Consider the following 17541-nt stretch of genomic DNA (forward strand, 5'->3'; position numbering starts at 1 on the left):
CCTAATCTTCGTCTTTTACATCGATATCTTCAGGAATAGGCTCATTCAAATATTCCTGAATCATTAATCTATATTTTTCAACCTGTTCGAAATGCGTTGTAAATTGATTCTTATTTATTAAATACTGCTCCCCATCATGGATAGCTCGAATTCTACCTTGTAATACGAAAGCTCTAACCTTCGCCTCATTCATGGATAAATATTCAGCTAGTTCTGGGATTGTAATATACATCAGGAACACCATCCTTATATGAGATTTAATACAAGTTAGCAACAAACTTCTCTCATACGTTTACTTTCTTTATTTACTTTCATATATAGGTGAATTATACACTAATCCAATTATATGGAACAAAGTTTATATTCCGCTTAAATACAATCTCTACAAAAACCCTATAAGCCAACATCAGACCAATTAAAAAGCCTACCCGGATCGCTTTTTCTATTTGGAGCGTAATCCTCATGTCCAATAACATGGTACCTACTTTTTTTGATAGTCGGATAGCGTTTATATAAATACGCCAACAAATTAGAAAGGGATAAATATTGTTCTTTTGTAAATCCAATCAGCGAGGTATCTAATTGATTATATAATTTCTCAGAAACTATAGGTACCATTTCCTCCTTTGTTCCAATTCCCATGAGCTCAATTCCTATGGAATAATCATTCATACGATGGTCAAAGAAAGGTGCATTTGGAAGATCGTTTCTTCCGGCATGAAAAGCAACACGATTTTCTTGAACCAGTTGAAATACCTTACCTTTACGATCTATAACATAGTGTGCGGAGACACCATGTTCCATTAATAAGAGACGAATATCATTTATTTCATAAGGAGATTCTGGTTTTGACACAAGATTACTAATAGAGTGGATCATTATATGGGTAATCGGCGTCGTTCTTGGCGTAGAGTATCTACTCGGTAGTAAAACATGATGAACGTTAAAATCATGCTTAGCTATCATCTCATCAGCTACAATTTCTAGTTCCAAGAGAAATAACAAGACTATTACAAGTAAAAATGAGAAGCATCTCATAATCATAATCTCCTTTAATTATCCAAAATATATTCATTCCATACGATTAGCCTGACCACACTGATAGCTTACCCTTTGTGATTCCTGAGAAAAAAGCTTACAATGTCATGGAAAGGAGTTAACGACAACATGAATATAAACTATGACTTACCGGAAAATATACAGCACTTATTAACGGAAAATAAAAACCAAACCAATACATTTAAAGAACTTATTCGTCAAGGTGGGTATATGCCACCCAATATCGATTTATTAATAGATGCAATTACTGCTTTAAGCATGGGTAAAAATATTCTGCTCAAGGGTCCTACCGGAGCAGGCAAAACAAAGTTTGCAGAAACCTTATCCAATCTATTTAAACAGCCTATGTTTAGTGTGAACTGTTCTGTAGATTTAGATGCAGAAAGTCTCTTAGGTTTTAAAACGTTAACCTATCAGCAGGAAAAGCAAATCATCGAGTTTATTCCAGGGCCAGTGATTAACGCTATGACAACTGGAACCTTTCTTTATATTGATGAGGTCAATATGGCAAAACCAGAGACATTACCACTAATTAATGGTGTTCTTGATTATCGAAGAACAATCACAAATCCTTTTACAAATGAAGTGGTTACTGCAAAGGAAGGATTTGGTGTCATCGCGGCTATAAATGAGGGTTATATAGGTACTGTCCCACTAAATGAGGCATTAAAAAATCGTTTTATAGTATTAGAGATACCGTATATAGAAGGAGAGCAGCTAAAGAAATTAATACATTCCAGTACGAAGCTTACTAATGATGCAACGATTGATTTATTCGTTAGACTATCATCTGATTTAATACAAGCTGTCTCACAGGGGAAGCTGTCTGAGGATGCTGCCTCTATACGGGCTTTACTAGATGCCTGTGACCTAAGCGTGGTCATTCCACCTAAACGAGCAATCATACGGGCGATTGTAGATAAGCTAGATGAGGACAGAGAAAAAGAATTTGTCAAAAATTTAGCAGATACACTATTTTAAAAATTGCTATTCGAAAATCAGTAATGGATAAGTAAGACAATAGGAGGTTAAAACTTCCTCTCGATCAAGATAGGAGAATGTTACATGCACCGTTTTAATGATGCAAGGATAGACACAGATGTATTTCTACAATTACAGGATCTTGCTTCCGTTTTATCCGGTGATACCAATCTTAAATTTGAATATAATTATGGCTCCTTTATCGATTTAATTGATATGAAGCTTACTGCTAGCAGATTTTGGGATAATACGCCTGAGACCGTTAAAACATCTGGATTAAAAACAGATGTTTTTCTACGGGCTATTGGGACATTAAGGTACTCTACTATCCCTGAAATGAAGTCCTATGTAAATGAAATACAGGAAACAAGAATTCCAAAATTTGCTTATCAACTATTCGCCTTATTAGAGGATCTCCGTTTAGAAGAACTGATTAAACATGAACGACCCGGAACAAGGAAGGCATTTGCTGTTCGTAGAAGCACGTATCAACATTTTTTTGAAACACAGTTAAATGTGAATGCTACCAGAAGCTTTCCGTTGGACGAACTGTTCTGTTTAATTTATCTGCAATTGGTTTCAGAAACACCTGACCCTTCTTTTCCAAAGGCAAGGGTAGAACAACTGCAAAAATTAGAGGAAATAAAACCATATTTATATAATGTCTTTGAAGCACAAAATACTGCGGATATTACTAAGATTACGGAGCATATCGTTTTCAAAGCAACTGATTACGAAGACACCTTGAATGAATACTTTATCTTTCCAATTAGTCATATAGACCGTTATGAGAAAAACACCCTATTTGACGAGCTAACCCGTACAGACCCATTAGCTAATTGTGATTTTGAGGAAGTGGATCAGGAAAATAGTGAGTATTTTGACCAGGAATTTTCCACTTGGCATCGGGAAAATAAAAATGAAAATCGCAAGCAAAACTTCTTACAATTCGAATTAGAGCAAGGTACCAAAACAAGTATATTAGGGGGAGGCGCTCGTGAAACAGAGGATGGTGATCAAGCTGCTGCTGCGATTCAAGGTGCCTCAGGGCAGAGCAAACAGAACGATTACTCTCAAATGGAGGCATTAGAAAAAGAACCCTCCTCGCGTGGTGGAAATGGCACTGATGAGTATGGCGAAGAAAATAAAGCTGCAGTCAAGCTAGATAAAATGGCAATGCCACCTTCTCGTGAAGATATTGAAGCATATCAAGCATTTGTAAAGGATATTGCTCCCTATAAGCGTAAGCTTGCAAAAACAATAGAGAAGACGATTGAACATAAGAAAAATCAGCCAAGAAAGGATCTTGTTTTTGGTAGATTATCCAAGAAGCTTTTACCAATTGTAGTAGATGAGAATCCTAGAATTTTTTATAAAAAGAATACTGATTCCAACGAGTTAGATGCAGTATTTAGCTTACTAGTAGATTGTTCTGCTTCCATGCATAATAAAATGAAGGAAACTAAAAGAGGTATCGTTCTTTTTCATGAGGTTCTAAAACACTTGAAAATTCCCCACTCTATTGTAGGCTTTTGGGAGGATGCAAACGAGGTCAAAGAAGACTATCAACCAAATTATTTTCACCGGATTCATTCCTTTTCTGACTCGTTTTACCATCAGAATGGCCCAAAAATAATGCAACTAGAACCTGAAGAGGATAATCGCGATGGGTTTAGTATTCGCGTAATGGCGAAAGAGCTATTAGAACGGCGAGAAAAAAATAAATTCTTGTTAGTCTTTTCCGATGGAGAGCCGGCTGCTGCTAATTATGATCAAAACGGCATTGTTGATACTACCCTTGCCGTTTCTGAGGTACGAAAAAAAGGTATAGAAGTAATTGGTATGTTTTTAGCAAATGGGGAAATCGAAGAGAGAGAAGACCAAACCATGCAAAACATATACGGTAGAGAACGTCTCATGATCCCTAGTGTAGCTGAACTTCCTGCACATTTTGCCCCCTTGTTAAAAAAGTTATTATTGAAGACTATCTAAAATGTGAAAATCACAGGGCATATAAATAATGTCTTGTGATTTTTCTTTTTATTGTGCACAAACACCTATAGAAGCTTCTATGAATAGTATGTAGCAAATTTGTATTCATTAGGAGTGTAAAAGAATATGGTTTACTATCTTCGCTATATGGTTCAGCCGGAAAATGATTATTGGATATTTGCACAAGATTTCCCATCAATAGCTGAAAGAGTCTCTTCGGCACCTCCACCGATTATTCCTAATTATTGGCCTATTGCACAGTCTTACATGGCTCCCACTGTATCTCCAATGCAACAGATGAAGCAAGCGGCTCATTGTATTTCCCAAAGAGAGGTTGATTATCGAAATGATATGAGAAGCCTATGGGAGGAGCATGTTGCTTGGACGAGAATGGCAATCATTAGCATCACATTTGACCTTCCCGACCTGAATGAAGTTCTTACCCGACTTTTAAAAAATGCAACAGATATGGGGAATATGATTCGTCGATTATATGGTGACACAGTTGCAGCTACCTATGGAAATTTGATAAAGGAACATTTATTAATCGCAGCAGATCTTGTTAAAGCAGCAAAAGCCGGAAATACTACTGCCGCTCAAGAAGCAGAGAAAAAATGGTATAGAAATGCAGATGAAATCGCAAAATTCTTAAGTACTGTCAATCCTTTTTTAACAGAAAAAGCGGTTAAGGATATGTTTTACACGCATCTAGACTTAACAAAACAGGAAGCAATCTATATGATTAATAAAGACTATCAAAAGGACATACAAGTATATGATGCGATTGAAAAAGAAGCACGGCAAATGGCAGATGCTATATCGGATGCCATGATTCTTCACTATCCAGTTATGTTTTAGAAATGCCAGACATTCTTTTATGCTTTTCAAAATGCCTTCACACATTGCTTAATATATCTCCCAGCATGATAATAAGCTTCCTATTGCCTCTTCTAATTCTGCTTCTGGTATCCCAGCAAACCCTAATATTATCCGCGGTTGTTGTTCATCATGCTTTTCAATGGAATAGGTAGAGAGTGGATAAATCAAAATATTAGCATGCTCCGCTCTCTGAACTAGTTCTTCCTCATTCATCCCATTTCTCACTTCCATAATCACATGAAATCCCGATATATCGCTAACGATTTTAATTTTACTCTGAAACGCACGTAATATTTCTAGCGTTTTTTCCATTTTCCTTCGATAAACCTTTCGCATCCGATTCAAATGTTTTTCAAAGTCTCCCTCTTGCATAAATCGAGCTAAAATATGCTGGTCAATTCGCGATACAGTGCATTGGAAGAAGGAGAATTCTTCCTGATAACGCTCTAGTAGTTGTTTCGGAAGGACCATATAGCTTATTCGAATGGAAGGGATTAAAGATTTCGAAAATGTACCAAGATAAATAACCTTTCCACCTTGATCCATACTTTGTAGAGAGGGGATTGACTTTCCGCTATACCGAAATTCACTATCATAGTCGTCCTCTATAATATAGCGTTCCTCTTTACCACTAGCCCAGTTTAATAGTTTAATTCTTCTATTTGCCGAGAGCACCGAACCATATGGAAAGTGGTGGGATGGTGTCACATAAACAACATTAATTCCTGTTTTATCAAGAGAATCTAATATGACACCTCTATTGTCTACCTTTAAGGGTAAGACTGGATTGGAAAACTTTTTTAGAATATGCGAGATAACATGATAGCCTGGATCCTCCACACCATATACCATTTTATGCCCAAGCATTAATATAAGCTGCTGTAGTAATGTTTCGATTCCTGCACCGAGAAGGATGTCATCTGGAGAGCATTGTACTCCCCTTGCCTGATAAATATAATTAGCAATCTCTTTTCTAAGTTCATACTCCCCTTGTCGTTCCCCTAATAGAAGTAAGGATTGGTTTCCTCTATCCATAACATTTTTAGCATGCCTCCTCCATTTAGAAAATGGAAAATTCTCTGTATCGATGCGACTTGGGTGAAAATCGTATCGGAAGGAATGCTTTATTTCTTTATTATCTGTTTGTATTGGCTTAGCCGGTTGAATATATTCCAAATCCTCATATGCTAGTACAAAATATCCCTTTCTTGCTATTCCCTGTACATACCCTTCTGCAACTAACTGATCATATGCTTGCTCAACGGTGTTTTGGCTGATCTTTAGAAACTCAGCAAGTCTCCGCTTTGATGGGAGCTTTGTTTGAAATGGAATACGCCCCTTCATAATCTCCCGCTTTATATAGGTGTACAACTGCTCATATAAAGGTATTTTCTCTTCTCGATTTAAATGACAAGCCAACATATCCATCGCTACTCCCCCTATCTGGCATCATTAAGATTTATAAATCTGATACTTTTAGCCATGCCAATTACTATCTATAATAAAATAAAATTCCATATTGCAAAATCAATATGATTGGAGTGTTTCATATGGGAAAGCTATTAAGTAATAAACAAGAAAAACTACAAATGCCATTAGGTGGCGTTATTATGGACGTTGTTAACGCAGAACAAGCCAAAATAGCTGAAGCATCTGGTGCGGTAGCTGTTATGGCTCTTGAACGTGTTCCTTCTGACATCCGTGCAGCGGGTGGTGTTGCTAGAATGGCAGATCCACGTATCATTGAAGAGGTTATCGATGCAGTTAAAATCCCCGTTATGGCAAAAGCCCGGATAGGTCATATCGTAGAAGCAAAAGTACTAGAAGCAATCGGAATTGACTATATTGACGAAAGTGAAGTACTAACACCAGCTGACGAGGAATTCCACATTTTAAAAAGCGATTTTACGGTACCATTTGTTTGCGGATGTCGTGACCTTGGTGAAGCAGCAAGAAGAATTGGTGAGGGAGCGACCATGCTTCGAACCAAAGGGGAACCTGGTACAGGTAACATAGTTGAAGCTGTGAGACATATGCGAAAGGTGCAGGCACAGGTTCGCAAGCTTATCCATATGAATGAGGATGAGTTAATGACAGAAGCAAAAATATTAGGTGCACCATTTGAAATCTTAAAACAAATTAAAGAACATGGAAGCTTACCAGTCATGAATTATGCTGCAGGAGGGGTAGCAACCCCAGCAGATGCTGCCTTAATGATGGAGCTAGGTGCTGACGGTGTTTTTGTTGGTTCAGGTATCTTCAAATCGGAAAACCCTGAAAAATTCGCAAGGTCTATTGTTCAGGCGACGGCTAACTACAAGGATTATGATCTAATTGGTAAACTATCTAAAGAGCTAGGAAGTCCAATGAAAGGGATAGAAATTTCCAAGCTTAGCCAAGAGGATAGAATGCAAAATCGTGGTTGGTAATCGACCATAAGAAAAATAGCATACCAGACAGATGAATTTGTTGAATTCTCTAGCTGGCTGGTATGCTCTAGTTATTTCTTAAATTGTCGTTTCTTAGGTCAATGTATAATGAACCATCTTTTTGAAGCTCTATATAAAATACATCGCTTAAATCAATATTTGAAGCTGTTAATTGATTTCTTAGCCAATCTAGAGACAGACCAGCTTCTTGTAAGTTCTTCTGAACCACCTTCCCATCCACCACTACCTCCATTGGAATAAATTTTGGCTTTACCGTAAATAATTTCTGGTCCTGCCTCGTAACTGGCTGTTTTTCTTCCTTTAGCATAATACTAAGTTCTCCATGTGGCTCAAATACGGCAAATTCAACTTCCTGTGTTGAAAAAACATCCTTTTCCCGTAATAACATGCTTAAGTCATCCATATTTAAATGTAGCTTGCGTAATTCATTCTCTAATATTTTTCCCTCCTTTATTACCACTACAGGCTCTCCATCTAAAAGAACTCTTGCTCTTGCAGACTTCATACCAATATAACTGATGAGTATCGTTAATAATGACCACCAAATGATACTAGTTAACCCATTCAGAAAAACTGTATGTGTCTTACTGGCAATTTCGGCAGCAATAGAGCCCAGTGTAATACCAGTGATATAATTAAAGAAAGTTAACTGGCTAAGCTGTTTTCTCCCCATTAATCGTGCCATCAGTAGCAAGACAATAAAAGAGAATGTTGTACGCAGTAATATCTCGACAACATTTAATTCCTCAATCATTCCAATACCTCCCAATATCCTATCAAGCTTTATTCTTACCCTTTGAAACATAATCATGAATTTAGAAAGCTACATATTCATTGGTATAATTCACCCAAGATTCCATAGCTTCTTTCCCCTTCAAGTAGGCTGAAACTTTTCCTTTATAGAAACGTATTTTATTTATAACTTCTTTTAATCGGGGGTATTGAAATGAATTATTCATTCGATTCAGATTTGAATACGTTTGATTTCTTTCCGATATTTTTTACTATTATTTTCATTATTGTTATCGGAGCATTCTTGATGACTGCTGTTAAGGGAATATCCCAGTGGAGAAAAAACGAGAATTCTCCTACATTAACTGTATTTGCTACTAACAAGCAAACGAACCAATGTCACGCACATACCTCATTCAAACGACCACCATCATCACTCTAGCACCTCTTATTATGCAACATTTGAATTTGAGAGTGGAGATCGCCAAGAGTTTTACATCACAGCTAGGGATTATTCTCAAATTGCTAATTATGATCAGGGAAAACTCACCTTCCGAGGCACTCGATTTTTGGGTTTTGAGAGAGACAGAACTTAGGTTAATACCTGTTTCCAATGCTTAAATGAGCAGATTTACAAGTTCAAATAAAATGTTAAAATGATACGTGGAAGGAATCCATTTAAAGGAGAATAGAAAAATATGACACATTCACCTGAAATCATTATCACGGGTAACAGAATTTTTACAGGCACCTCAACAGAGCCTGTACCAGCAGCTATTCTAATCGCACAAAATAAGATTATTGATGTAGTAAATAAGGATGCCATTGACCAATATAAAAATACAAATTGTACCGTCTATGAATTTGGCGATAAACTCATCATGCCTGGCTTCCATGACTTTCATATTCATTTATTATTAGGAAGTATGTTGTCCAATAGTGTTAATCTAACGAATGCAAAGTCTGCTATAGAGGTAGCCCATTTAGTTCAAAAATATGCTGATGAGCATCCTGAAGTCCCTTTTATTCTTGGTAGTGGCTGGGATGATAATACTTGGATAGAAAAAGAGGAAGTACATAGAAGTTATCTAGATGAGGTAGTTTCTGATAGACCTGTACTGCTATATCAAGCAGAATTTCATAGTGCTTGGGTAAACAGTGCAATGCTTCAATTGGCAGATATTACTCGTGATACTGTCAACCCTGATTTTGGCGAGGTCATAAAAGACGAAAATGGTGAGCCAACAGGGTTATTATTAGAGCACGCTGTTGGTCTAGCAACTAAAGCTATGCCAATGGATTTAGCTTATAAAGAGCAATTACTTGAACAATTTTTAAAGGAAGCCAATCAATATGGTATTACATCGGCCCATGACCTTCTCAGGCTCCCTGAAATGAGCACGGAAGAAGCTGAGATATATGCAGATTTTGAACAAAGGAATAAACTGACTGCCAGGATTCACTTCGTTGCACCGTTAAATGGCAACATCGAAGAAGCAAAACGCCTACGAGCAGCATATCACTCCAACATGGTGCAGTTTACTGGTTTTAAACAATTTATCGATGGCGTGATAACTAGCTACACAGCTTATTTAGAAAAGCCTTACACAAATAAAACAGAAACCATTGGTGGAACAGTGTATCCCGAGGAACTAATAAAAAAATGGACGCTAGAAGCCGATAAGGAAAAATTCAGAGTTCGCTTCCATTGTATAGGTGATAAGGCGGTAAGACTTGCTTTAGACACATTTGAAGAGGCAGAGAAACAAAATGGGAAGAGAGATTCCAGACACTCCATTGAGCATATCGAAATGATTCTAGAGGAAGATATACCCCGATTTAATGAATTAGGAGTATTAGCTTCTATTCAACCAGAGCATATTAATGGTTCATCCTACGAAGTCTTCCAGGATCTAATTGGAGAAGAACGGATGCAGCGATATATGCTTCAGAAAACGCTTCAGGACAATGGTGCCACTTTGGTATACGGAAGTGACTATCCGGTAGTTGGCTTAAATCCTCTCTCTGCTATATATCGTGCTGTCACCCGCTTGGACGATGAACAAGTGATATGGCATCCAGATGAGACAATTACATTGGATGAGGCATTAAAGGCATATACTTATGCCCCTGCATACGGATCGTTTCGCGAACAGGAGCTAGGTACAATTGAAGCTGGTAAATTGGCGGACATCATTGTGTTAGATCGAGATTTATTTTCCATACCTGCAGAGGAAATAAAAGATGCCTCTGTTATTTTTACAATGGTTGATGGTCGTGTAGTATTTGAAAAATAAAGGTTTAACATTAACATAAGCGAAAAAAAGTCCACACTAAAGGATTGTGCGTACCAAAGGATAAAATTTCACTTTCACTGTTGAGGTGGTGCACCAAAAAGTGTGGACTCTTTACGCTATAATCCAATTCATGCCCTACTTAGATTAACGATTCATATACCAGTTGAAAATGTAGAAATAGGATTATAGATTCATAATACATTTCTTGCTAGAAAAACAACTCACGAAGTGGAAGGGACATAACTAAACAATGTTATTTAAAGACGAACAATTAATTGCTTGTCTGTCCCACCCCCTTTTTGTCCATTCTTATTTAAATCAAGGTGCATAATGGTAAAAGGGGATAATGTTTTTATTAACGTTTAGCATTCTCAATTATCCTTTTGAGTACGTTGATAGTTATTTCATATTCCTCTTCTGAAACCCCCTCAAATAATTGCATTCTAGTTTTTTGTTGTGTGGAAAAAATATCATGAAAAACTTCCTTTCCTTCTTTCGTCATTGAAATTAAAGTCTCTGGAGCATTCAATTCGATAACCCAATTTTGCCGAATAAAATGGGTAATAATTTCGTTAAGCATAGAATCATCAATAAAATGACTTAATAAATTTAGTAAATCCTCTTTTGAGATTCTGTCCCTTTCATATACTGTATTTAACACCTGCCAGTGAGATCTTGTTACGTTGTATTTTTCTAATTTTTGGTTAACCATAGCTGAAATCGATTTATCTGCTTCTCTTAACCAATAACCAATTGGTTTTCCACCTTTATGCATGATTATCCCTCCATCAATGGTTTAAATAAAACAATTTTATTTACTGCTACCGCTTAGTGTTAATTATAATGCTATTTACTCCTTTTAAAACCGTCTTGAGGTTGATTAAATCTGTACTAAGATACCATGAACTAATCTTTTACTTTACCGCATGTTCTCCACAACTACTTGAATAATAATTGCTAAAGTCACAGCTCTTAATATTGGTTTGATATAGACAGGATTTAACTTTTCAGCAAGCCGTACACCAATCTGTGCCCCTATAACGGATCCACAAAGTAAAGTAATCGTTAACCCCCAGATAATTTTCCCCGCAGAGATATACATGATAGCTGCACCTATACAGCTCGAAAACGTAGCAAGCCTCACATAGGCTACAGCCCGGATATAATCCACCTTCAAATATCCAAACAGATAAAACATCAGCGTCCCTTGACCAGGACCGAATAACCCATCATATATCCCAATACTATATAGACCAGGAATGCTTATTTTAGATGGTCTTAGTTCATTCTCACCAGTAAAATCCCGTTTTCCAATCAGTGATGTAACAAAAGCAAACAAGAGTAATATTACTGCGATGATGTATAGATAATCAGCAGAGATCAATGACGCTATATAGCCTCCACTCCATCCTCCTAGTAGACTAATCGGAATCATCCAATAGCATTCTTTCATATTTATTTTCTTTTGTCTTAACAAGTGAATAAAACTAGAAAAAGAACTAACCGTATTTGAAACCTTATTTGCTCCTATTGCAGAATGAACTGGAATACCTAAGACTAACATTGTTGGTAGACTAATTAATCCACCACCACCCGCTATAGTACCTAATGTAGTGGAAATAATACCTGTAAAAAAGATGATAATATACTCCATACTGAACACCCCCTGTATTCAGTATAGCTGTATTTTTCGATAAGAAATAATACTATATTTGTATATAAAATGATAACTAAAAATTATACATATGCACTACTATCTTCAAATTTAAAAAGCGCCTGGATATTTCCAAGCGCTTAGATGCAGACACTAAATTAATTTATATTTCAATCCCCTTCCAATTGCCTATTGTATTATTCGCACGTATTTCCCCTTTTTCACTTACCGATACCAGTGACGATGCTGACGGACAGCTTCTACAAATTGTTTGGCAAATTCTGAAGCATTATCACTAGAAATAACTCCAGATTTATTCGTATATTGATTCAGTTCCAACCACTGTCTTCCTTCCCCAGTTGCTCCAAGTGTCTTCTTATGTCGAAATGCTTCATCAAGAAAATGTGCCACTTTACGATTGAATTCCATATCCTTGCTACTACCTCTTACCATGTACACAGCATCATACAGCACCGAATCAGCAGTATATACATTTTGTGTAGCATTAAGAATAACTCCATTTGTTCCATGAACTGGCCCAAGATCTTCACTAATGATTTCAGGAACTAGTCCTTCTGTTCTCCAACTATCAAGAACTGCTTTCACGAAAGGCCCATTAAACCCGTTCGTTATAATAACTGCTACCTTTCGTGTTCTCGCACTCTTTACCGTATTTAATTGACTTAATGCAGGAGACGACTTAGTAACTGTTGACCCACCGCTAACAGGCTCTTTTACACCAATATTTTTAGCAATAATTCGCGCCATTTCCAGATTCACATTTGCAAATAGATCCACATTCTGTTGCCTTACAGATATACTTTTCACCTTCCCAAGCTCAAAGCTAAATGCGTCAATAATATGCTTTTTCTCAGGGTCACTCATACTATTCCAAAACATAGTAGCCTGAGAGAAGTGGTCCGTAAAGCTAGTACTTCTTGCACGAATTTTTCTTCCTTCGACCTTCTCCTCATAATGCGCATATCCCCCTTCCTCAGGAGGAACCGGTGATGGCGTATTGCCAGCTAATGAATTACGATGAAAATTTACCCGACCGACATTAATCGTCTTTCTGCCATATCCATCTCGTTGATTATTATAGAACTGGCGGATTGGTCTGTTGATTGGAAGCTCATGAAAGTTTGGACCGCCAAGTCGGATTAACTGTGTATCTATATACGAAAAAAGCCTAGCTTGTAACAGCGGATCATTCGTAAAATCAATACCCGGGACAACATTGCCTGGATGAAAGGCAACTTGTTCCGTTTCTGCAAAGAAGTTATCAACATTTCTCGTTAAGGTCATTTTTCCTATTATCTTAACTGGAACCTCTTCTTCTGGCCATAGCTTGGTTGCATCTAATATGTCAAAATCAAATTTAAACTCATCTTCCTCATTTAAAATTTGAATCCCTAGCTCATATTCGGGATAATCCCCCCGTTCTATGGCTTCCCATAAATCATGCCGATGAAAATCTGGGTCAACTCCCATTAGCTTTTGCGACTCCTCCCAAATAAGTGAATGTGTACCGAGCTTTGGCTTCCAATGGAACTTAACAAAAAACGCCTCCCCTTGTTGATTAACCAATCGGAATGTATTGACGCCAAAGCCCTCCATCATACGGAAGCTTCTTGGTATAGCTCGGTCTGACATAATCCACATAACCATATGAGCATTTTCTGGATTATTGGCAACAAAGTCCCAAAAGTTATCATGTGCAGTAGATGCTTGAGGGGTATCAATATGGGGTTCTGGTTTGAAGGAATGGACGACATCTGGAAATTTAATTCCATCTTGGATAAAGAAGACTGGTATATTATTTGCTACAAGGTCATAATTCCCCTCTTCTGTATAAAATTTTGTAGCGAAACCCCTGGCATCTCTTGCGGTGTCTGCAGATCCTCTCGAACCATTAACTGTAGAAAATCGTACAAAAACAGGTACTTTTCTAGAGGTATCCGTAAATATCTTCGCTTTTGTGTATCTCTCCATGTTCTCATATAATTGAAACTCACCATGTGCAGCAAAACCACGGGCATGTACCACTCTTTCTGGAATTCTTTCATGATCAAAGTGAGTCATTTTTTCCCGAAAATGAAAGTCTTCCATCAGCGTTGGACCTCGAACACCTGCTGTTAAGGAAAGCTCATCCTCCGATATCTTAACGCCTTGATTCGTCGTCATATCCTTTCCCTTGTCTGTCACCCGAAATATTTCCAGCTGCTGGTCTTTTTCATCGTTGTTCCTTTTATCTGTCATCTATATACACCTCCCCATTCATAGATATGTAGGTAACCACATAAATATCCTTCTGAATTGAAAAGGATGCGATTGAGAATTACTAAAAGTATATCTTAATGAGGAGTTGTTTTTTATGGGTGCAATTGAACGTAGCGGTTATCGGTTTGAGCCAGAATTTAGTGTGATTGAACAAAATGGTGCCATTCATGTATACCACCAAGGGGAGTTTATAGAAGAGATAAAATTTTCTTTTTCAGGGAAATATCCATTGGTCGATAAAATTGAAGAGCTTGTGGATGAATATTGTCAGGAAAGAGGTTTATAAAATAAAGAAAAGCCTACCTTCATGGTAGTAGCCCCAAAAAGTTATGGTTAAATCTAACTTTTTAGGGGGCAATACCCATATGGTAGGCTTTTTCTTACTTAACTACTTTATAATTTTTATGATTAACGACTGTTTTAATTGGCTCGTCTCTGACCTTATTATGGCCTATCTCGACGATTACAGAATTTTCTCGAACAATAAGGACTTTTCCTTTCTTTCCTTTATGTTCTCCATTTACTATTTCTATTGTGTCTTCAACATTTGCTTGTGTAGAATTTGTCATTATGATTACTCCTTTTAAAACTTGTTATCCTTGCTCATAGTATTACTCATACGGTATTTTCAAATTCAACTACAGACCATTATTAAAGGATATACATCCCCACTAATCCACATAAGAATCCGATTACGACCACTGAACCAGCAACAAATAATAATACCTTTTTCGGAAACGATTTACCAACCATGATCATCGAAGGCAAACTAATAGCTGGTAATGTTACTAGTAATGCTGCGGCTGGGCCACCACCTAATCCAAATGCCATAAATGTCTGTATAATTGGTATTTCAGCAGCAGTTGGAATAACAAAAAGCATACCTGCAATAGCAAAAAGAACAACCGCGATCACGCCATTTGCCATTTCAATGCCAATGGTAGGAAATAGCCATGCACGAGCTGCTCCTAAAACCAACACGGATAGTAAATATGCTGGAACGATATAGATTATCATCATTCCCATCGATTTTATCCATCTGAATAGGAACGGTTCAGACTCCTCTTGCTTTGCATCTTCCATCATTTTATTAAGTTCATCTGAATCAACCTTTGGTGCAAAGCGATTGGCTAAATAGCTTACTCCAAAGACAATGAATAGGCCGAAAATTACACGAAGTAAAGTAAATTTCCAGGAAAGGACAAACGTCATAAAAACTAATGTAGCAGGATTAAGGGTTGGGTTACCCAACCAAAATGCAAGGCTTGCACCGACCGAAACCCTCTTCTTTCGTAAACCAATAGCAACTGGTGCCGCACAGCAGGTGCACATCATTCCTGGCAAAGCAGCTAGTCCACCAACTGCAGTACTACCAAAGCTTGTCTTACCAAGAACTTTTATTAACCAATTGGTCGGCAGTAAGACCTGTAACAAGGAACCAAGTAGTATACCTAGAACCGCAGCTTGCCATACCGATTTAAAATAGATGACTGCATATTCCCACGCACTTTGCCATGAAACAGGCACCGGTTTATCGCCTAGTATTGACTCACCAATAGAATGGGTTGCCCTTGCTAAATCTGCTTTATGAAAATAAGGTACCCACTTTACATATGCTAATCCAATAGCCGTGATTAAAATAAATAAAAGTGCATAAATCCAAGTCTTCTTATGACCCGCATTTGATGAAAAAGAATGAGATGTTTGAGTCATTTTTATTACCTCCAATGGATTATTATACTACTAATTTGCCTACTAATGTATAATTCCGATTGGCATCCAAGTAACCTTATAAAAATAAATCTAATAACGTTTCAATAGCATCACTTTCCAAAAGCACTTTTACTCCTATACCAATAAAAATCATAGGTATAATGAAACGCTGAAATCGTCCTACAAAGGTATATATTTGTTTCACAGAACCTAGTATATGACAAATAGCACTCCATATTGGCACCAGAAGTATAAAGGTAAGGATAGCAATTAGCACTTCTCTCACATTCAAGGAAGTAAAATATGGAATAAATATCGCTAGCTCCTCTGCCCCACCAGCAATTGCAATAATTGCGACCCTTACAGTTAAATTACTGAATATAGCCGTTTTTTGGAGAGCGGTAGAAGATTCCTCATCCTCGTCATCCCGTTCAAACAATTCCATGACTCCAATAATTATTGGCAAGAAACCAAGGAGGCCTGTCCATTCTTCCGTAATAAAAGATATCCAATAAACCACTACAACAGCTATTAGAAGGACAAATGTCATCCCTATCTGCTGACCAATATAGACTTGTCTGATTTGCTTATGGTTCCTAGCATGTGCAAATAATACTATTAAAATTAGCATTTCATCCATTCCAGTTGCAATAAATGTAATAATCATCGTAATTACAGTAGCCATTAGCAAATCTCCCCCAATAAACTAATCCTGTACTAAGAGTATAAGCCTGTCTATGTTGCAATAGACCATGTATTTAGTTGGCGGAAATAGGAATCGATAGAATTAATGGTCATTTAGAAAAGGAGAATTTATGAAGTATTTATATTTATATCAAGTTAAACCTATTCAAATTGGGAAATGATGTTTAGGAATCTTCTATGATTCATTTTAATCCTAATTTACTTTCGAAATGACGTTTAGAGCTCTTCTATGATTCATTTTAATCCTAATTTACTTTCGAAATGACGTTTAGAGCTCTTCTATGATTCATTTTAAACCTAATTAACTTTCGAAATGATGCTTAGGGCTCTTCTATGATTCATTTTAATCCCAATTTACTTTCGAAATGACGCTTAGCGCTCTTCTATGGTTCATTTTAATCCCAATTTACTTTCGAAATGACGTTTAGAGCTCTTCTATGATTCATTTTAATCCTAATTTACTTTCGAAATGACGTTTAGAGCTCTTCTATGATTCATTTTAAACCTAATTTACTTTCGAAATGACGTTTAGAGCTCTTCTATGATTCATTTTAAACCTAATTTACTTTCGAAATGATGTTTAGAATATAATTCCTTATATAAAAGTACTCAAAATAAATTTTGTAGGCATCTATACTCCACTTCCTTGCACTATTCAAAATGAGATAACTACCTCAAATCACTTAATTCTATATAAAAATAAAAAAATGAGGCTGGGACATAACTAGCCAAAAATAAATAGAAATGGTTCCAATCATCTAAAAACTGGTGCTTGGAACCATTTTTTTTGGTTTGTTTT

General features: G+C 36.9%; 18 protein-coding genes. 8 read left to right on the forward strand and 10 right to left on the reverse strand.

The window, feature by feature from the left end:
- Nucleotide 1: 1 nt before the first annotated feature.
- Nucleotides 2–232, reverse strand: coding sequence for an excisionase family DNA-binding protein (locus HNR27_RS15960; RefSeq protein WP_212921394.1), 231 nt, complete (start codon nucleotides 230–232; stop codon nucleotides 2–4).
- 161 nt (nucleotides 233–393) lie between these two features.
- Nucleotides 394–1038 carry an N-acetylmuramoyl-L-alanine amidase gene (locus HNR27_RS15965; protein ID WP_429340482.1) on the reverse strand — a complete coding sequence of 215 codons (645 nt, stop codon included), beginning with the start codon at nucleotides 1036–1038 and terminating at the stop codon, nucleotides 394–396.
- A gap of 129 nt (nucleotides 1039–1167) precedes the next feature.
- On the opposite strand from HNR27_RS15965, the gene HNR27_RS15970 reads away from it, so the two are divergent.
- From HNR27_RS15970 to HNR27_RS15980, 3 genes are all read left to right on the forward strand, one after another.
- Nucleotides 1168–2040 carry an AAA family ATPase gene (locus tag HNR27_RS15970; protein ID WP_429340483.1) on the forward strand — a complete coding sequence of 291 codons (873 nt, stop codon included), beginning with the start codon at nucleotides 1168–1170 and terminating at the stop codon, nucleotides 2038–2040.
- A gap of 84 nt (nucleotides 2041–2124) precedes the next feature.
- Nucleotides 2125–4032, forward strand: a complete 1908-nt coding sequence (locus HNR27_RS15975) for a vWA domain-containing protein (RefSeq protein ID WP_429340484.1) — start codon at nucleotides 2125–2127, stop codon at nucleotides 4030–4032.
- A gap of 267 nt (nucleotides 4033–4299) precedes the next feature.
- Nucleotides 4300–4890 carry a hypothetical protein gene (locus tag HNR27_RS15980; protein ID WP_429340496.1) on the forward strand — a complete coding sequence of 197 codons (591 nt, stop codon included), beginning with the start codon at nucleotides 4300–4302 and terminating at the stop codon, nucleotides 4888–4890.
- A 48-nt stretch (nucleotides 4891–4938) separates the two neighbouring features.
- Here the strand turns inward: HNR27_RS15980 and pdxR are convergent, their stop codons facing one another.
- Entirely contained in the window at nucleotides 4939–6339 is a 1401-nt protein-coding gene (pdxR, locus tag HNR27_RS15985; RefSeq protein ID WP_429340485.1) for a MocR-like pyridoxine biosynthesis transcription factor PdxR, read from the reverse strand.
- Nucleotides 6340–6461: 122 nt separating this feature from the next.
- Between pdxR and pdxS the strand changes: the two genes are divergently transcribed.
- Nucleotides 6462–7340, forward strand: a complete 879-nt coding sequence (pdxS, locus tag HNR27_RS15990) for a pyridoxal 5'-phosphate synthase lyase subunit PdxS (protein WP_212921399.1) — start codon at nucleotides 6462–6464, stop codon at nucleotides 7338–7340.
- A gap of 67 nt (nucleotides 7341–7407) precedes the next feature.
- Here pdxS and HNR27_RS15995 read toward each other — a convergent pair whose 3' ends face one another.
- Entirely contained in the window at nucleotides 7408–8115 is a 708-nt protein-coding gene (locus HNR27_RS15995; RefSeq protein ID WP_429340486.1) for a DUF421 domain-containing protein, read from the reverse strand.
- Nucleotides 8116–8307: 192 nt separating this feature from the next.
- On the opposite strand from HNR27_RS15995, the gene HNR27_RS16000 reads away from it, so the two are divergent.
- The 3 genes from HNR27_RS16000 (at nucleotide 8308) to HNR27_RS16010 (ending at nucleotide 10390) form a co-directional block, all read left to right on the forward strand.
- Nucleotides 8308–8535, forward strand: coding sequence for a DUF2500 domain-containing protein (locus HNR27_RS16000; RefSeq protein WP_429340497.1), 228 nt, complete (start codon nucleotides 8308–8310; stop codon nucleotides 8533–8535).
- Complete coding sequence (locus HNR27_RS16005; protein ID WP_429340487.1) at nucleotides 8465–8689, forward strand: DUF2500 domain-containing protein; 225 nt, start codon at nucleotides 8465–8467, stop codon at nucleotides 8687–8689. The genes HNR27_RS16000 and HNR27_RS16005 overlap by 71 nt, the downstream gene beginning before the upstream one ends.
- 102 nt (nucleotides 8690–8791) lie before the next feature.
- Nucleotides 8792–10390 (forward strand): amidohydrolase, encoded by a 1599-nt coding sequence (locus tag HNR27_RS16010; RefSeq protein WP_429340488.1) that lies wholly within the window; start codon nucleotides 8792–8794, stop codon nucleotides 10388–10390.
- Nucleotides 10391–10745: 355 nt separating this feature from the next.
- On the opposite strand, the gene HNR27_RS16015 is transcribed toward HNR27_RS16010, so the two are convergent.
- The 3 genes from HNR27_RS16015 to HNR27_RS16025 all read right to left on the reverse strand — a co-directional run bounded on the left by HNR27_RS16015 (nucleotide 10746) and on the right by HNR27_RS16025 (nucleotide 14303).
- Complete coding sequence (locus tag HNR27_RS16015; protein WP_429340489.1) at nucleotides 10746–11165, reverse strand: MarR family winged helix-turn-helix transcriptional regulator; 420 nt, start codon at nucleotides 11163–11165, stop codon at nucleotides 10746–10748.
- Nucleotides 11166–11309: 144 nt separating this feature from the next.
- Nucleotides 11310–12044 (reverse strand): sulfite exporter TauE/SafE family protein, encoded by a 735-nt coding sequence (locus HNR27_RS16020; protein WP_429340490.1) that lies wholly within the window; start codon nucleotides 12042–12044, stop codon nucleotides 11310–11312.
- Between the two features lie 225 nt (nucleotides 12045–12269).
- Entirely contained in the window at nucleotides 12270–14303 is a 2034-nt protein-coding gene (locus tag HNR27_RS16025; RefSeq protein ID WP_429340491.1) for a catalase, read from the reverse strand.
- A gap of 115 nt (nucleotides 14304–14418) precedes the next feature.
- On the opposite strand from HNR27_RS16025, the gene HNR27_RS16030 reads away from it, so the two are divergent.
- A complete protein-coding gene (locus HNR27_RS16030) occupies nucleotides 14419–14610 on the forward strand; it encodes a YbxH family protein (RefSeq protein ID WP_212921405.1) in 192 nt (63 codons plus the stop codon).
- 94 nt (nucleotides 14611–14704) lie between these two features.
- On the opposite strand, the gene HNR27_RS16035 is transcribed toward HNR27_RS16030, so the two are convergent.
- The 3 genes from HNR27_RS16035 to HNR27_RS16045 all read right to left on the reverse strand — a co-directional run bounded on the left by HNR27_RS16035 (nucleotide 14705) and on the right by HNR27_RS16045 (nucleotide 16722).
- On the reverse strand, nucleotides 14705–14893 hold the full coding sequence (locus HNR27_RS16035) for a DUF2187 family protein (RefSeq protein WP_212921406.1): 189 nt from the start codon (nucleotides 14891–14893) through the stop codon (nucleotides 14705–14707).
- Nucleotides 14894–14975: 82 nt separating this feature from the next.
- A complete protein-coding gene (locus HNR27_RS16040; RefSeq protein WP_429340492.1) occupies nucleotides 14976–16037 on the reverse strand; it encodes a permease in 1062 nt (353 codons plus the stop codon).
- A gap of 76 nt (nucleotides 16038–16113) precedes the next feature.
- On the reverse strand, nucleotides 16114–16722 hold the full coding sequence (locus HNR27_RS16045; protein WP_429340493.1) for a cadmium resistance transporter: 609 nt from the start codon (nucleotides 16720–16722) through the stop codon (nucleotides 16114–16116).
- Between the last annotated feature and the right edge of the window lie 819 nt (nucleotides 16723–17541).

It is taken from the genome of Ornithinibacillus bavariensis, from assembly GCF_050433565.1.
Taxonomy (GTDB): Bacteria; Bacillota; Bacilli; order Bacillales; family Amphibacillaceae; genus Ornithinibacillus; species Ornithinibacillus bavariensis.

Coding starts and splice junctions, on each gene's coding strand:
- HNR27_RS15960 (WP_212921394.1), bottom strand. CDS start 232: ATGTATATTACAATCCCAGAACTAGCTGAATATTTATCCATGAATGAG.
- HNR27_RS15965 (WP_429340482.1), bottom strand. CDS start 1,038: ATGAGATGCTTCTCATTTTTACTTGTAATAGTCTTGTTATTTCTCTTG.
- HNR27_RS15970 (WP_429340483.1), top strand. CDS start 1,168: ATGAATATAAACTATGACTTACCGGAAAATATACAGCACTTATTAACG.
- HNR27_RS15975 (WP_429340484.1), top strand. CDS start 2,125: ATGCACCGTTTTAATGATGCAAGGATAGACACAGATGTATTTCTACAA.
- HNR27_RS15980 (WP_429340496.1), top strand. CDS start 4,300: ATGGCTCCCACTGTATCTCCAATGCAACAGATGAAGCAAGCGGCTCAT.
- pdxR (WP_429340485.1), bottom strand. CDS start 6,339: ATGGATATGTTGGCTTGTCATTTAAATCGAGAAGAGAAAATACCTTTA.
- pdxS (WP_212921399.1), top strand. CDS start 6,462: ATGGGAAAGCTATTAAGTAATAAACAAGAAAAACTACAAATGCCATTA.
- HNR27_RS15995 (WP_429340486.1), bottom strand. CDS start 8,115: ATGATTGAGGAATTAAATGTTGTCGAGATATTACTGCGTACAACATTC.
- HNR27_RS16000 (WP_429340497.1), top strand. CDS start 8,308: ATGAATTATTCATTCGATTCAGATTTGAATACGTTTGATTTCTTTCCG.
- HNR27_RS16010 (WP_429340488.1), top strand. CDS start 8,792: ATGACACATTCACCTGAAATCATTATCACGGGTAACAGAATTTTTACA.
- HNR27_RS16015 (WP_429340489.1), bottom strand. CDS start 11,165: ATGCATAAAGGTGGAAAACCAATTGGTTATTGGTTAAGAGAAGCAGAT.
- HNR27_RS16020 (WP_429340490.1), bottom strand. CDS start 12,044: ATGGAGTATATTATCATCTTTTTTACAGGTATTATTTCCACTACATTA.
- HNR27_RS16025 (WP_429340491.1), bottom strand. CDS start 14,303: ATGACAGATAAAAGGAACAACGATGAAAAAGACCAGCAGCTGGAAATA.
- HNR27_RS16030 (WP_212921405.1), top strand. CDS start 14,419: ATGGGTGCAATTGAACGTAGCGGTTATCGGTTTGAGCCAGAATTTAGT.
- HNR27_RS16035 (WP_212921406.1), bottom strand. CDS start 14,893: ATGACAAATTCTACACAAGCAAATGTTGAAGACACAATAGAAATAGTA.
- HNR27_RS16040 (WP_429340492.1), bottom strand. CDS start 16,037: ATGACTCAAACATCTCATTCTTTTTCATCAAATGCGGGTCATAAGAAG.
- HNR27_RS16045 (WP_429340493.1), bottom strand. CDS start 16,722: ATGGCTACTGTAATTACGATGATTATTACATTTATTGCAACTGGAATG.